Origin of the sequence: Pseudomonas sp. NPDC089406, from assembly GCF_044900265.1 — a bacterium.
GTDB classification, from domain to species: Bacteria; Pseudomonadota; Gammaproteobacteria; order Pseudomonadales; family Pseudomonadaceae; genus Aquipseudomonas; species Aquipseudomonas fakonensis.
Genome location: NZ_JBJDNC010000003.1, coordinates 47,883 through 62,316, shown reverse-complemented (window position 1 = coordinate 62,316; position 14,434 = coordinate 47,883). Strand labels below are relative to the sequence as shown.

Genomic DNA, 14,434 nt, shown 5'->3' with positions numbered 1-14,434 from the left:
GCAGCGCAGCACCTGTGGGAGCGGGCTTGCCCGCGAATGGGCCGCACAGCGGCCCTCTGGATTACAGCTTGATCCAGGTCGCCTTCAGCTCGGTGTACTTCTCCAGGGCGTGCAGCGACTTGTCACGGCCGTTGCCCGACTGCTTGAAGCCACCGAACGGCGCGGTCATGTCGCCGCCGTCGTACTGGTTGACCCAGACGCTGCCGGCACGCACGGCGCGGGCGGTCTTGTGGGCCTTGGAGATGTCCGAGGTCCAGATGCCGGCGGCCAGGCCATACGGGGTGTCGTTGGCGATAGCCACGGCTTCTTCGGCGGTATCGAAGGTGATTACCGACAGCACCGGGCCGAAGATCTCTTCCTTGGCGATGCGCATGGCGTTGGTCACGCCGTCGAAGATGGTCGGCTCGACATAGGTGCCGCCGGTCTCTTCGAGGGTGCGCTTGCCACCGGCCAGCAGCTTGGCGCCGTCCTGATGGCCGGCGTCGATGTACGACAGCACGGTGTTCATCTGCTGGGTATCGACCAGCGCGCCGACGGTGGTCTGCGGGTCCAGCGGGTTGCCAGGCTTCCAGCCCTTGAGGGCCTCGACCACCATGGGCAGGAACTTGTCCTTGATCGAACGCTCGACCAGCAGGCGGGAGCCTGCGGTGCAGACCTCGCCCTGGTTGAAGGCTATGGCGCTGGCAGCGGCTTCGGCGGCCGCTTGCAGGTCCGGGGCGTCGGCAAAGACGATGTTCGGGCTCTTGCCGCCAGCTTCCAGCCACACGCGCTTCATGTTCGATTCGCCCGCGTACACCATCAGCTGCTTGGCGATCTTGGTGGAACCGGTAAACACCAGGGTGTCGACGTCCATGTGCAGGGCCAGGGCCTTGCCCACGGTGTGGCCGTAGCCTGGCAGCACGTTCAGCACGCCTTTCGGGATGCCGGCCTCGATCGCCAGCTGGGCGATGCGGATGGCGGTCAGCGGCGACTTTTCCGACGGCTTGAGGACGATGGAGTTACCGGTGGCCAGGGCCGGGCCGAGTTTCCAGCAGGCCATCAGCAGCGGGAAGTTCCAAGGTACGATGGCACCGACCACGCCCACCGGCTCGCGGGTAACCAGGCCGAGCTGGTCGTGCGGGGTGGGGGCGACTTCGTCGTAGACCTTGTCGATGGCTTCGGCGGTCCAGTGAATGGCGTTGGCAGCGCCCGGGATGTCGATGGTCGACGAGTCGCCGATCGGCTTGCCCATGTCGAGGGTTTCCAGCAGGGCCAGCTCTTCGACGTTCTTGCGCAGCAGGTCTGCGAAGCGGATCAGGGTAGCCTTGCGCTTGGCCGGGGCCAGGCGCGACCAGACGCCGGATTCGAACACCGCACGGGCGTTGTCGACGGCGTGGTTGGCATCGGCCAGGTCACAGCTGGCAACCTTGGCCAGGAAGCGTCCGTCCACCGGGCTCAGGCAGTCGAAGGTTTCACCGGATGCGGCATCGGTGTATTCGCCGTTGATGAAGGCGCGGCCTTCGATCTTCAGTTGCTGGGCACGCTGTTCCCAGTCCGCACGAGTCAGGGTGGTCATAGGAAACTCCTCTGTTGTTAAGGTGCAGCACCGCACTGAGGACTCACGGGTGCTGTCAGAAATTCTGCCCGGGCGATGAACGCACACCGGCATCCGACACCCTAAACCAGGCGGGCCAAACTATCAATATATTTGACACTCAAGGCCTAAACGCCTACTGATGTTCATTTTATTAAACAACCACAGGGTATCCAGCATGAGCATTGCCAGCATCGTCGACTTCGCCCAGGTGCTTACCGAGGCCGAACGCTACCGCCCGGCCGCCGAGAAAATCCTCAAGGGCGAGCCGGACCAGGCTGTCTACAACCATTACTCCAGCCCCTGCGGGCAGTTTGCCGCGGGTGTCTGGGAAGGTGAGGTGGGGCAGTGGACGGTGAACTACACCGAGCATGAGTACTGCGAGATCGTGCAGGGTGTTTCGGTGCTACGCGACCAGGACGGCAATGCCAAGACCTTGCGCGTTGGCGACCGCTTCGTCATCCCGGCGGGCTTCAAGGGCACCTGGGAAGTGCTGGAGCCGTGCCGCAAGATCTATGTGCTGTTCGAGCAGAAATGATTTAGGCCTGTACTGGCCTCATCGCCGGCAAGCCGGCTCCTACAGGTACCGCACGGGTATGAAGCTTATGCAATCCCTGTGGAAGCAGGCATAAAAAAACCCGCGACCTTTCGGTTGCGGGTTTTTTTCAGGTTGCCGACCAATTACTTGATCTTGGCTTCCTTGTACACCACGTGCTTGCGAACAACCGGATCGTATTTCTTGATCTCGATTTTGTCCGGGGTGGTGCGCTTGTTCTTGTCGGTGGTGTAGAAGTGGCCGGTACCGGCACTCGAAACCAGACGGATCAATTCACGCATGATGTTCTCCCTTAAACCTTGGCGCCAGCTTTGCGGATGTCAACCAGAACGGCATCGATGCCGCGCTTGTCGATGATACGCATGCCTTTGGCGGATACACGCAGACGCACGAAACGGTTCTCGGATTCAACCCAGAAACGGTGGTGCTGCAGGTTCGGCAGGAAACGACGACGGGTTTTGTTGTTTGCGTGGGAAATGTTGTTCCCGGTTACTGGACCCTTACCAGTAACTTGACAGACTCTCGACATGACTCAGCCCTCTAAAACCACATGCCCAACCCGGCATGGGTTGGCCGCTTAATCTCTCAGTCTTTGGCGCCAGGCGCCGTGATTCTGGAGGTCTTATCGACCGGATCCGCTGATGCGACAGGCCGAGCCCCTAGAAAAGAGCGCTGCTTTATACCAGAAAGACTACGCCGCAACAACAGAAAGTGAGCATCCACGTACTGCCAATCGCGGCCGAGCAGCATAGCGACTCGCTCGCCGCGCTGTCGACCGCTCGTCGCCAAGGGTCTGAAAAAGAAGGTGGTCATTTGCTGTTACGCACACTAGGGTAGGGCCATTTCCAGACTGCACCGGCAGATGGGCCATCTGACCAGCCAAGGAGCCACCATGCGTGCCGCCGCCCTTTCCTTGTTATTCACCGCCCTGTGCGCCACCGGCCTGGCCCAGGCTGCGCCGCTGTCGGTGTGCACCGAAGCCAGCCCTGAAGGCTTCGACGTGGTCCAGTACAACTCGCTGACCACCACCAACGCCTCGGCCGACGTGCTGATGAACCGCCTGGTCGAGTTCGATGCCCAGCAGGGCAAGGTGGTGCCGAGCCTGGCCGAAAGCTGGAGCGTGTCGCCGGACGGGCTGATCTACGACTTCCAGCTGCGTAAAGACGTGAAATTCCACAGCACGGCGTACTTCAAGCCCAGCCGCGAACTGGACGCCGATGACGTACTGTTCAGCTTCCAGCGCATGCTCTACCCCGCCCATGCCTGGCACAAGACCGCACCTGGCGGCTACCCGCACGCCCAGTCGCTGCAACTGGGCAGCCTGATCAAGTCGATCGACGCCCCCGAGCCGCACACCGTGCGCTTCACCCTGACCCACCCGGACGCCACCTTCCTGGCCACCCTGAGCATGGGCTTTGCCTCGATCTACTCGGCCGAATACGCCGACAAGCTGCTCAAGGCCGGCACCCCCGAGAAGCTCAACAGCCAGCCGATCGGTACCGGCCCGTTCGTGTTCCAGCGCTTCCAGAAGGACGCCGTGGTGCGCTACCGCGCCAACCCCGACTACTTCGCCGGCAAGCCGGCGGTCGACCCGCTGATCTTCGCCATCACCACCGACGCCAACGTGCGCCTGCAGAAGCTCAAGCGCGGCGAGTGCCAGGTAGCGCTGTCGCCCAAGCCGCTGGATGTGGCCGAGGCCGGCAAGGATGGCAACCTCAAGGTGGCAACAACGCCTGCGTTCATGACCGCGTTCGTGGCCATCAACAGCCAGCACCCGCCGCTGGACAAGCCCGAGGTGCGCCAGGCAATCAACCTGGCCTTCGACAAGCAGGCCTACATCAAGGCCGTGTTCGAAGACACCGCCACCGCCGCCAATGGCCCCTACCCGCCCAACACCTGGAGCTACGCCAAGGACCTGCCGGGCTATGCCATGGACCAGAAGAAGGCCAAGGCGCTGCTGAACAAGGCTGGCCTAGCCAAAGGCTTCGAGACGACCATCTGGACCCGCCCGTCGGGCAGCCTGCTCAACCCCAACCCGGCGCTAGGCGCGCAGATGCTGCAGGCAGACCTGGCCAAGGTCGGCATCAAGGCCGAGATCCGCACCATCGAATGGGGCGAGCTGATCCGCCGGGCCAAAGCGGGCGAGCATGATTTGCTGTTCATGGGCTGGGCCGGCGACAACGGCGACCCGGACAACTTCCTCAGCCCGCAGTTTTCCTGCGCGGCGGTGCAGTCCGGGACCAACTTCGCGCGGTTCTGCGACAACCGCCTGGACCAGTTGATCAACGCCGGGCGCACCACCAACGACCAGAGCGTGCGCAGCCGGCTGTACCAGCAGGCGCAGACGTTGATCCAGCAGCAGGCGCTGTGGGTGCCGCTGGCGCATCCGACCGCCGCGACGCTGCTGCGCCAGGATGTGCAGGGGTATCAGGCCAGCCCGTTCGGGCGGTTGGATTTCAGCAAGGTTTCGGTGGGGCGATGAGGCCGGTACAGCCTGTACAGCACTAACCCGCCAACCACCCCCGCTCGACCATCGACAGCGGCTCGCCGTCGCCGACGATCACATGGTCCATCACCCGCACATCGATCAGCGCCAGTGAGCGCTTGAGCACCTGGGTCAGGTGCACGTCATCCTGGCTCGGTTCACAATTGCCTGACGGGTGGTTGTGGCACAGGATCAGCGCCGCCGCGTTGTGCAGCAAGGCCCGGCGTACTACCTCACGCGGGTAGATGCTGGCCCGATCGATGGTGCCGCGAAAAAGGATCTCGAATGCCAGCGGCCGGTGCTTGGTATCGAGGAACAGGCAACCGAACACCTCACTGACCTCATGCCGCAACATGGCTTTGAGGTAACGCCGCACGGCCTGCGGGCTGTCCATGGCCGACTCGCGCTCGATAGACGTGGCCAGGTGCCGGCGGCCGATTTCCAGCAAGGCCTGCAACTGGCTGTAGCGCACCGGCCCCAGCCCCAGTTCGCCAACGAAAGCCTGCCGGTCGGCCTCGAGCACCTGGCGCAAACCGCCAAACTTCACCAGCAGCCCGCGCGCCAGGTCCAGCACGCTACGGCCCTTTACCCCCGAACCGAGAAACACCGCCAGCAACTCGGCATCCGACAGGCTACCCGCGCCACGCCGCAACAGTTTTTCCCTCGGCCGCTCCTCGAGCGGCCACTCCCTGATGTTCATCCACCCCCTCCTCGCGTGGTACTGCGGCGAATTTGACCGCTGTGTTAATCTAGTTCGCTTCGAAAATGCGACGTTCTGCCGCAGGCAGTTGTGAACGTCGCCGCCCGCTTTCACTGGATAAAGGCAAGCCTATGCAGCGGCTGTATCGCAAGCGCATCGTTCTCGGCGTGGGTGGCGGCATTGCCGCCTACAAGAGCGCCGAGCTGATTCGCCGACTCCTGGAACACGGCGCGCAGGTGCGCGTGGTCATGACCCGCGGCGGTGCCGAATTCATCACCCCGCTCACCCTGCAGGCGCTGTCCGGCCACCCGGTGCACATGGACTTGCTCGACCCCGCCGCCGAAGCGGCCATGGGCCACATCGAACTGGCCAAGTGGGCCGACCTGGTGCTGATCGCCCCGGCCACCGCCGACCTGATGGCGCGCCTGGCCCAGGGCATGGCCGATGACCTGCTGACCACCCTGGTACTGGCCACCGACGCCACCGTGGCCGTGGCCCCGGCGATGAACCAGGCCATGTGGCGCGACCCGGCCACCCAGGACAACCTCGAGCTGCTCAAGCGCCGCGGCATCCAGGTGTTCGGCCCGGCTTCGGGCAGCCAGGCCTGTGGCGACGTAGGCCTGGGCCGCATGCTCGAGGCCACCGACCTTGCCTGGTGCGCCGCCGAAAGCTTCAAGCGCGAGGCCCTCACCGGCAAGCACGTGCTGATCACCGCCGGCCCTACCCAAGAAAACATCGACCCGGTGCGCTACATCACCAACCATAGTTCAGGGAAGATGGGCTTCGCCCTGGCAGAAGCCGCCGCCGAAGCCGGGGCCCGGGTGACCCTGGTCACCGGCCCCGTGCACCTGCCCACCCCTGACCGGGTCAGCCGCATCGACGTGGTCAGCGCGCGGGACATGCTCGCGGCCTGCGAAGCGGCCATGGGCTGCGACCTGTTCATTGCCTCGGCTGCGGTCGCGGACTACCGCCCGGAAGTCGTCGCCCCGCAAAAATTGAAGAAAGATCCCACCACCGGCGACGGCATGCTGCTGCAGATGGTGCGCAATCCCGATATCCTTGCGACCATTGCCGGCCGGCCCGACCGCCCGTTCAGCGTAGGCTTCGCCGCCGAAACCGAGCACCTGCTCGACTACGCCACGCGCAAGCTCAAGGACAAGAACCTCGACCTGATCGTCGCCAATGATGTGGCCAACCCCAGCATCGGCTTCAACAGCGAGGAAAACGCCCTGACCGTGATCGACCGCCAGCAGCACCAGACCCTCTTCGCGCAGACCAGCAAGGGCAAGATCGCCCGCCAGCTGGTTGCCTTCATCGCCGAACGGCTCAACCAGGTTCAATAAGTTACATGCACGCTCTTCAAGCCAAGATCCTCGACCCCCGCCTGGGTAGCGAATTCCCGCTGCCGCAATACGCCACCCCCGGCTCCGCCGGCCTCGACCTGCGCGCCCTGCTCAAAGAGGACACCGTCCTCGAGCCGGGCCAGACCCTGCTGATCCCCACCGGCCTGTCGGTGTACATCGGCGACCCGGGCCTGGCGGCAATGATCCTGCCGCGCTCGGGCCTGGGCCACAAGCACGGTATCGTGCTGGGCAACCTGGTCGGCCTGATCGACTCGGACTACCAGGGCGAGCTGATGGTCAGCTGCTGGAACCGCGGCAATACGCCGTTCACCATCACCGTTGGCGAGCGCATTGCGCAGCTGATTCTGGTGCCAGTAGTGCAGGCGCATTTCGAGCTGGTCGAGCAGTTCGACGAGACCCAACGCGGCGCTGGCGGCTTCGGCCACTCCGGCACCCGCTGAGCCGAACACCGACCGTTCGGGCCATGGATGGCGAACTCTCGGGGCATTCCACCGTCCAAGCGTTCAGTTTGTGCCTGCCCAGAAGCCTTTGAATACTTGGAGTCCCAGAGATGAACGACATGGCCCAGCTGGTCCCCGCACTGCCCGACAGCATATTCCGCGCCTATGACATCCGCGGTGTGGTGGGCAAGACCCTGCACGGCGAAACCGCCTACTGGATCGGCCGCGCCATCGGCGCACAGACCCTCGCCCAGGGCGAGCCGCAGATCTCGGTCGGCCGTGACGGCCGCCTGTCCGGCCCGATGCTGGTCGAGCAACTGATCAAGGGCCTGGTCGAGGCCGGCTGCCAGGTGACCGACGTCGGCCTGGTGCCCACCCCTGCGCTGTACTACGCAGCCAACGTGCTGGCCGGCAAGTCGGGGGTGATGCTCACCGGCAGCCACAACCCGTCGGACTACAACGGTTTCAAGATCGTCATCGCCGGCGACACCCTGGCCAACGAACAGATCCAGGCCCTGCTGACCCGCCTGAAGACCAACGACCTGACCCGCGCTGAAGGCAGCGTGCAAAAAGTCGAAATCCTCGAGCGCTACTTCCAGCAGATCACCGGCGACGTGAAGCTGGCCAAGCCGCTGAAAGTGGTGGTGGACTGCGGCAACGGCGCCGCCGGCGTGATCGCCCCGCAACTGATCGAAGCCCTGGGCTGCGAGGTGACCCCGCTGTTCTGCGAGGTCGACGGCAACTTCCCCAACCACCACCCGGACCCGGGCAAGCCTGAAAACCTTGAAGACCTGATCGCCAAGGTGAAGGAGATCGGCGCCGACATCGGCCTGGCCTTCGACGGCGACGGCGACCGCGTGGGCGTGGTGACCAACACCGGCAACATCGTCTACCCCGACCGCCTGCTGATGCTGTTTGCCCAGGACGTGCTGCAGCGCAACCCGGGCGCCGAGATCATCTTCGACGTCAAATGCACCCGCCGCCTCACCCCGCTGATCGAACAGCACGGCGGCCGTGCGCTAATGTGGAAGACCGGCCATTCGTTGATCAAGAAGAAGATGAAACAGACCGGCTCCCTGCTGGCCGGCGAGATGAGCGGTCACATCTTCATCAAGGAGCGCTGGTACGGTTTCGATGACGGTATCTACAGCGCCGCGCGCCTGTTGGAGATCCTCAGCAAGGCCGACCAGGATGCCGAAAGCCTGTTCGCCGACTTCCCCAATGATATTTCCACGCCGGAAATCAACATTGATGTGACCGACGAGGGTAAATTCAGCATCATTGATGCTCTGCAACGCGACGCCGACTGGGGCCAGGCCAACCTCACCACCATCGACGGTGTGCGGGTGGACTACCCGCACGGCTGGGGCTTGGTCCGCGCCTCCAACACCACACCGGTGCTGGTGCTGCGCTTCGAAGCCGACAGCGCTGCCGAGCTCGACCGTATCAAGGCTGTATTCCGCGCGCAGCTGCTGCGGGTCCAACCCGGCCTGCAACTGCCGTTCTGACGACTATCCGTTCCTTACCTGGAGCCCTGCATGACCCTCGATCGCGATGCCGCTTCCCATGTAGCCGAGGTTTTGTCCGAAGCACTGCCCTACATCCGCCGTTTCGTCGGCAAGACCCTGGTGATCAAGTACGGCGGCAACGCGATGGAGAGCGAAGAGCTCAAGACCGGCTTCGCCCGTGACATCGTGCTGATGAAGGCCGTGGGCATCAACCCGGTGGTCGTGCACGGCGGCGGCCCGCAGATCGGCGACCTGCTCAAGCGCCTGTCGATCGAAAGCCACTTCATCGACGGCATGCGCGTCACCGACTCGGCGACCATGGACGTGGTGGAGATGGTGCTGGGCGGCCAGGTGAACAAGGATATCGTCAACCTGATCAACCGCCACGGCGGCAGCGCCATCGGCCTGACCGGCAAGGACGCCGAGCTGATCCGCGCGAAAAAGCTCACCGTCAGCCGCCAGACCCCAGAGATGACCCAGCCGGAAATCATCGACATCGGCCACGTTGGCGAGGTGGTCAGCGTCAACACCGACCTGCTCAATATGCTGGTGAAGGGCGACTTCATCCCGGTGATCGCGCCAATCGGCGTGGGCGCCAACGGTGAGTCGTACAACATCAACGCCGACCTGGTGGCCGGCAAGGTGGCCGAGGCGCTGAAAGCCGAAAAGCTGATGCTGCTGACCAACATCGCCGGCCTGATGGACAAGCAGGGTCAGGTACTGACCGGCCTGACCACCGAGCAAGTCAACGCGCTGATCGCCGACGGCACCATCTACGGCGGCATGCTGCCGAAGATCAAGTGCGCGCTGGATGCAGTGCAGGGTGGCGTGAACAGCTCGCACATCATCGATGGCCGCGTGCCGAACGCCGTGCTGCTGGAGATCTTCACCGACAGCGGCGTGGGCACCCTGATCACCAACCGCAAGCGCTCCTGAGCCTGCGGCGGGTAACCGGAAGGCGACCATGAGGGTCGCCTTTCTGCTTTTTGGCTGCACAGAAACTTCCTACACTCTGTGCGGAGCGGTCCTACAACATCATTCTCTTTTGACTGATTAGCATGAAGGCTCCTCACACAGGAGCAAACGCAATGCAAAAGGAACTGGTCCCATACGGCAGCGATGTCTCCGCAGGCAGCTACGCCTGTGCGGACTGCGGCCGCAAGTATTCCAACCAGGGCAAGAGCTCCATGCCGCCCTGCCCCGACTTCAAACCCGCCACACACCCCAAACGGGGCTGGAAGATCGTCACCGGCGTGGGTGACGCGGTGGACGACCCCTACCCGAACGGCCGTTGAGGCCATAAAAAAGGCGACCCGAGGGTCGCCTTCTTGTTGCGCCATGCGGCCGCTCAGATGCCGTACTGCGCGCGATACGCCTCGACCGCCGGCAGATGCTGCTTGAGCTGCGGGTCGTCCGCCAGGAACTCCAGCACTTGCGTGAGCGAGACGATGCTGACCACCGGGATGTTGAAGTCGCGCTCGACTTCCTGGATGGCCGACAGCTCGCCATTGCCGCGCTCTTCGCGGTTCAGCGCAATCAGCACGCCGGCGGCCTTGGCCTGCTGGGCGTTGATGATCTGCATCACTTCGCGAATGGCGGTACCGGCGGTGATCACGTCGTCGATGATCAGCACGTCACCGGCCAGCGGTGCGCCGACCAGGCTGCCGCCCTCGCCGTGGTCCTTGGCCTCTTTGCGGTTGAAGCACCACGGCACGTCGAGCTGGTGCTGCTCGGCCAGCTGCACGGCAGTGGCCGCGGCCAGCGGGATGCCCTTGTAGGCTGGGCCGAACAGCACGTCGAACGGGATCTTGCTGTCGACGATGGCCGCCGCGTAGCAACGCCCCAGCTGGGCCAGGGCCGATGCCGTGTTGAACAGGCCGGCATTGAAGAAGTACGGGCTGGTACGCCCCGATTTCAGGGTGAACTCACCGAAGCGCAGAACGCCGCGATCGATGGCAAAACGGATGAAGTCGCGCTGATACGGCTGCATGAAAGGTCCCGGACACCACGGATTTAGCTAAATGTGTTGAGCTCGGGTATCATACACGCACGAGATTTTTGGGGCCATTTATGCGGATCATCAGTGTGAACGTTAATGGCATTCAGGCTGCGGCCGAGCGTGGTTTGCTCAGCTGGCTACAAGCCCAGAATGCCGACGTCATCTGCCTTCAGGATACCCGCGCCTCGGCCTTTGAACTCGACGACCCAGCTTTCCAGCTCGATGGCTATTTCCTTTACGCCTGCGACGCGGAGGTGCCCACCCAAGGTGGCGTGGCACTGTACTCGCGCATGCAGCCCAAGGCAGTCATCACCGGCCTGGGCTTCGAGACGGCCGACCGCTACGGGCGTTACCTGCAGGCAGATTTCGACAAAGTCAGTATTGCTACCTTGCTGCTGCCCTCGGGCATGAACGGCGACGAAGACTTGAACCAGAAATTCAAGTTGATGGACGACTTCGCCAAGTACCTGGACAAGCAGCGTCGCAAGCGTCGCGAATACATCTACTGCGGCTCGTTCTACGTGGCGCAGCAGAAGCTCGACATCAAGAATTGGCGCGACAGCCAGCAGTCGGTGGGTTTCCTGCCGCCGGAACGTGCCTGGATGGACGCCATCACCGGCGAAATGGGCTACGTCGATGCGCTGCGTGAAGTCAGCCGCGAAGGCGACCAGTACAGCTGGTGGCCAGACAACGAGCAGGCCGAGATGCTCAACCTGGGCTACCGGTTCGACTACCAGATCCTCACTCCAGGCCTGCGCCGCTTCGTGCGCAACGCCCGCCTGCCGCGCCAGCCGCGCTTCTCGCGCCACGCGCCGCTGATCGTCGATTACGACTGGACGCTGACCATCTGAATACAGTTGGGGCCCCATCGCCGGCAAGCCGGCTCCTACAGGAGTATGCGTTCCCTGTAGGAGCCGGCTTGCCGGCGATGGGGCCCCAATTGCTTACTTGATCGGCCGCCAGATCAACGGATAGCGATACGCCTTGCCTTCGTTGGCCCTGACCGCCGCCAGGATGATCAGGATCAGCACCGCCACCATCAGCATGGCGAACAGCACGATGCCGATGAACACGAACATCAGCACGAAGCAGGCAAAGCTCGCCAGAGTCACGCTGATCTGAAAGTTCAGCGCCTCCTTGCCCTGGGCGTCGATGAAGGCGTCCTGCTCGCGCTTGAGGTGCCACAGCACCAGCGGCCCGAGCAGGTGGCCCAGCGGAATCAACAGCCCGAGCAGCGCGCTGAGGTGACAGAACATCGCCCATTGCCGTACATCGGCGCTGGGCAGGTTGACCGGGTCGAGCTCGTTCATGTCCTGCACCTCCCTGGCATGGGCGATCAGTCGGCCAGTGCGGCCTGCTGCAGTTCGAAGATTTCGTTCATGCCCTTCTGCGCCAGCGCCAGCATGGCGTTGAAGTCTTCAGGCTGGAACGGCGCGCCTTCGGCAGTACCCTGCACTTCGATGAAACCACCGGCATTGGTCATGACCACGTTCAGGTCGGTTTCGGCAGCGGAGTCCTCGAGGTAGTCGAGGTCGAGTACCGCTTCGCCCTGGTACATGCCCACCGAGACGGCTGCGATCATGTGCTTGATTGGGTTGCCGCCTTTCAGGCCGCCGCGCTTCTTGATCACCGCCAGGGCGTCGCACAGGGCGACCATGGCACCGGTGATGGACGCGGTACGGGTGCCGCCATCGGCCTGGATCACGTCGCAGTCGACGTACAGGGTGATGTCGCCGAGCTTGCTCATATCCAGCGCGGCGCGCAGCGAGCGGCCGATCAGGCGCTGGATTTCCAGGGTGCGGCCACCCTGTTTGCCACGGCTGGCTTCGCGCTGGTTACGCTCGCCGGTGGAGCGCGGCAGCATGCCGTATTCGGCGGTCAGCCAGCCTTGGCCCTGGCCTTTGAGGAAGCGGGGAACACCATTTTCGACGCTGACCGTGCAGATGACCTTGGTGTCACCGAACTCGACCAGTACCGACCCCTCGGCGTGCTTGGTGTAGTTGCGGGTAATGCGGATCGAGCGGAGCTGATCGGCGGCGCGACCACTTGGACGTTTCATCTGGGATACCTGTACCGGGATTTTGAATCTGCCGAGCATTATAGAGCCCGTGGCCCGGCGAGGACATGCCTATCGTCGTGCCCGGCGCAGCCTGTCGACTTTTCTCAAGTGCCACATCTGCGCCTGTAGCATGGCTGGATTGGGCGCCCGGGCCGCACTGCGCTACAATCCTGCGCCTTGCAGCCGAAAGGCTCCCCGTCCAACCGAATACGCGAGGTACTCCCCATGGTGCACAGCATGACCGCCTTCGCCCGCGCCGAGCGCGCCGGCAGCCAAGGCACCCTGGTCTGGGAGCTGCGCTCGGTCAACCATCGCTACCTCGAACCCCACCTGCGCCTGCCCGAGGCCCTGCGCGACCTCGAAGGCGCGGTGCGCGAGGGCCTGCGCCAGGGCCTGTCGCGAGGCAAGGTGGAATGCACCCTGCGCCTGTCCGAGGACAGCACCGGCAAGCCGTTGCAGGTCGACCGCGAGCGCGCCGCGCAGCTGGTGGCCGCCGCCGAGACCGTGGCCAGCCTGATCAAGCAGCCGGCGCCGCTCAACCCCCTTGAAGTGCTGGCCTGGCCCGGCGTGCTGGTGGCCGACGCCAGCGACCCGCAAGCGCTCAACGCCGAAGCCGTCGCCCTGTTCGACGAGGCCCTGGCCGAGCTCAAGGCTGGCCGGCAGCGCGAGGGCGCGGAGCTGGCGCGGTTGATCAACGAGCGCCTGGACAGCATGGCCGGCGAGGTCACCACCCTGCGCGCACTGGTGCCACAGATGCTGGCAGTGCAGCGCCAGAAGATCCTCGACCGCTTTGCCGACATGAAGGCCGAGCTGGACCCGCAGCGCCTGGAGCAGGAGATGGTGCTGCTGGCCCAGAAAAGCGACGTTGCCGAAGAACTCGACCGCCTCAGCACCCACGTCAACGAAGTGCGCCGGGTGCTCAAGTCCGGCGGCGCTGCGGGCCGGCGCCTGGATTTTTTGATGCAGGAACTCAACCGCGAAGCCAACACCCTGGGCTCCAAGGCCTTCGACCCGCGCAGCACGCAAGCGGCGGTCAACCTGAAGGTACTGATCGAGCAAATGCGTGAACAAGTACAGAACATCGAGTAAGGCCACCCCACCATGAACCACAGCAGCGGCACCCTCTACATCGTTTCGGCCCCCTCCGGCGCCGGCAAGACCAGCCTGGTCACCGCCCTGATCAAGGACGACCCGAAGGTCAGCGTCTCGGTATCGCACACCACGCGCAACATGCGCCCGGGCGAAGAGCACGGGGTGAACTACCACTTCGTCAGCCATGAAGACTTCAAGGCGCTGATCGCCCAGGACGACTTCCTCGAGCACGCCGAGGTGTTCGGCAACTTCTACGGCACCTCGCGCAGCGCGCTGCAGCAAGTGCTGGACCAGGGCAACGACCTGATCCTGGAGATCGACTGGCAAGGCGCCCAGCAGGTGCGCAAGCTGATGCCCGAGGCGCGTTCGATCTTCATCCTGCCGCCGAGCCAGCAGGCCCTGCGCCAGCGCCTGGACGGCCGCGGCCAGGACAGCGAAGAGATCATCGCCGGGCGCATGAAGGAAGCGGTCAGCGAGATGGTGCATTACGACGAGTACGAGTACGTCATCATCAATGACGACTTCGCCGTGGCGCTGGAAGAGATGAAAGCCGTGTTCGCCTCGAACCGGTTGCTGCTGAACAAGCAGCAGCAGCGCCATGGTGAGCTGCTGAAACAGCTGATTGGCTGAAACGAGCATCGCCGGCAAGCCGGCTCCT

General features: G+C 63.8%; 16 protein-coding genes and 1 pseudogene. 10 read left to right on the top strand and 7 right to left on the bottom strand.

From position 1 onward, the window contains the following. Window positions 1-61: 61 nt before the first annotated feature. Entirely contained in the window at window positions 62-1,555 is a 1,494-nt protein-coding gene (locus tag ACI2KK_RS02885) for an aldehyde dehydrogenase (protein ID WP_404667797.1), read from the bottom strand. A 196-nt stretch (window positions 1,556-1,751) separates the two neighbouring features. Between ACI2KK_RS02885 and ACI2KK_RS02880 the strand changes: the two genes are divergently transcribed. Further along, the gene (locus ACI2KK_RS02880) at window positions 1,752-2,111 is read left to right on the top strand and encodes a cupin domain-containing protein (RefSeq protein WP_217840961.1); all 360 of its coding nucleotides are present in this window, start codon (window positions 1,752-1,754) and stop codon (window positions 2,109-2,111) included. A 143-nt stretch (window positions 2,112-2,254) separates the two neighbouring features. Here ACI2KK_RS02880 and rpmG read toward each other — a convergent pair whose 3' ends face one another. Continuing rightward, the gene (gene rpmG / locus ACI2KK_RS02875) at window positions 2,255-2,410 is read right to left on the bottom strand and encodes a 50S ribosomal protein L33 (RefSeq protein ID WP_003253507.1); all 156 of its coding nucleotides are present in this window, start codon (window positions 2,408-2,410) and stop codon (window positions 2,255-2,257) included. 11 nt (window positions 2,411-2,421) lie between these two features. After that, on the bottom strand, window positions 2,422-2,658 hold the full coding sequence (rpmB, locus tag ACI2KK_RS02870) for a 50S ribosomal protein L28 (RefSeq protein ID WP_054894119.1): 237 nt from the start codon (window positions 2,656-2,658) through the stop codon (window positions 2,422-2,424). A 363-nt stretch (window positions 2,659-3,021) separates the two neighbouring features. Here rpmB and ACI2KK_RS02865 point away from each other — a divergent pair, with 363 nt between their 5' ends. Then, window positions 3,022-4,611, top strand: a complete 1,590-nt coding sequence (locus tag ACI2KK_RS02865; protein ID WP_404667796.1) for an ABC transporter substrate-binding protein — start codon at window positions 3,022-3,024, stop codon at window positions 4,609-4,611. Window positions 4,612-4,633: 22 nt separating this feature from the next. Here ACI2KK_RS02865 and radC read toward each other — a convergent pair whose 3' ends face one another. Then, window positions 4,634-5,314 carry a DNA repair protein RadC gene (gene radC / locus ACI2KK_RS02860; RefSeq protein ID WP_404667795.1) on the bottom strand — a complete coding sequence of 227 codons (681 nt, stop codon included), beginning with the start codon at window positions 5,312-5,314 and terminating at the stop codon, window positions 4,634-4,636. Between the two features lie 131 nt (window positions 5,315-5,445). Between radC and coaBC the strand changes: the two genes are divergently transcribed. The 5 genes and pseudogenes from coaBC to ACI2KK_RS02835 all read left to right on the top strand — a co-directional run bounded on the left by coaBC (window position 5,446) and on the right by ACI2KK_RS02835 (window position 9,921). Then, complete coding sequence (gene coaBC / locus ACI2KK_RS02855) at window positions 5,446-6,657, top strand: bifunctional phosphopantothenoylcysteine decarboxylase/phosphopantothenate--cysteine ligase CoaBC (RefSeq protein WP_404667794.1); 1,212 nt, start codon at window positions 5,446-5,448, stop codon at window positions 6,655-6,657. 5 nt (window positions 6,658-6,662) lie between these two features. Continuing rightward, window positions 6,663-7,118, top strand: a complete 456-nt coding sequence (gene dut, locus ACI2KK_RS02850; protein WP_217840966.1) for a dUTP diphosphatase — start codon at window positions 6,663-6,665, stop codon at window positions 7,116-7,118. Window positions 7,119-7,252: 134 nt separating this feature from the next. Continuing rightward, window positions 7,253-8,626 (top strand): annotated as a pseudogene (locus ACI2KK_RS02845) (phosphomannomutase/phosphoglucomutase); the annotation flags it as partial. A gap of 30 nt (window positions 8,627-8,656) precedes the next feature. After that, window positions 8,657-9,562 carry an acetylglutamate kinase gene (gene argB / locus ACI2KK_RS02840; RefSeq protein ID WP_217840968.1) on the top strand — a complete coding sequence of 302 codons (906 nt, stop codon included), beginning with the start codon at window positions 8,657-8,659 and terminating at the stop codon, window positions 9,560-9,562. A 152-nt stretch (window positions 9,563-9,714) separates the two neighbouring features. Then, window positions 9,715-9,921: a hypothetical protein gene (locus ACI2KK_RS02835; protein WP_369988756.1), complete on the top strand. Its 207-nt coding sequence runs from the start codon at window positions 9,715-9,717 to the stop codon at window positions 9,919-9,921. Window positions 9,922-9,974: 53 nt separating this feature from the next. Here the strand turns inward: ACI2KK_RS02835 and pyrE are convergent, their stop codons facing one another. After that, a complete protein-coding gene (pyrE, locus tag ACI2KK_RS02830) occupies window positions 9,975-10,616 on the bottom strand; it encodes an orotate phosphoribosyltransferase (RefSeq protein WP_217887019.1) in 642 nt (213 codons plus the stop codon). A gap of 80 nt (window positions 10,617-10,696) precedes the next feature. On the opposite strand from pyrE, the gene ACI2KK_RS02825 reads away from it, so the two are divergent. Then, window positions 10,697-11,476 (top strand): exodeoxyribonuclease III, encoded by a 780-nt coding sequence (locus ACI2KK_RS02825; protein WP_194788736.1) that lies wholly within the window; start codon window positions 10,697-10,699, stop codon window positions 11,474-11,476. 93 nt (window positions 11,477-11,569) lie between these two features. Here ACI2KK_RS02825 and ACI2KK_RS02820 read toward each other — a convergent pair whose 3' ends face one another. Both ACI2KK_RS02820 and rph read right to left on the bottom strand, forming a co-directional pair. Continuing rightward, window positions 11,570-11,935: a DUF4870 domain-containing protein gene (locus tag ACI2KK_RS02820; protein ID WP_217840975.1), complete on the bottom strand. Its 366-nt coding sequence runs from the start codon at window positions 11,933-11,935 to the stop codon at window positions 11,570-11,572. A gap of 26 nt (window positions 11,936-11,961) precedes the next feature. Next, window positions 11,962-12,684 carry a ribonuclease PH gene (gene rph / locus ACI2KK_RS02815; RefSeq protein WP_404667793.1) on the bottom strand — a complete coding sequence of 241 codons (723 nt, stop codon included), beginning with the start codon at window positions 12,682-12,684 and terminating at the stop codon, window positions 11,962-11,964. A 225-nt stretch (window positions 12,685-12,909) separates the two neighbouring features. Between rph and ACI2KK_RS02810 the strand changes: the two genes are divergently transcribed. Both ACI2KK_RS02810 and gmk read left to right on the top strand, forming a co-directional pair. Continuing rightward, the gene (locus ACI2KK_RS02810) at window positions 12,910-13,773 is read left to right on the top strand and encodes a YicC/YloC family endoribonuclease (RefSeq protein WP_217887016.1); all 864 of its coding nucleotides are present in this window, start codon (window positions 12,910-12,912) and stop codon (window positions 13,771-13,773) included. 12 nt (window positions 13,774-13,785) lie between these two features. Then, window positions 13,786-14,406 carry a guanylate kinase gene (gene gmk / locus ACI2KK_RS02805; protein ID WP_404667792.1) on the top strand — a complete coding sequence of 207 codons (621 nt, stop codon included), beginning with the start codon at window positions 13,786-13,788 and terminating at the stop codon, window positions 14,404-14,406. The last annotated feature ends 28 nt before the right edge of the window (window positions 14,407-14,434 follow it).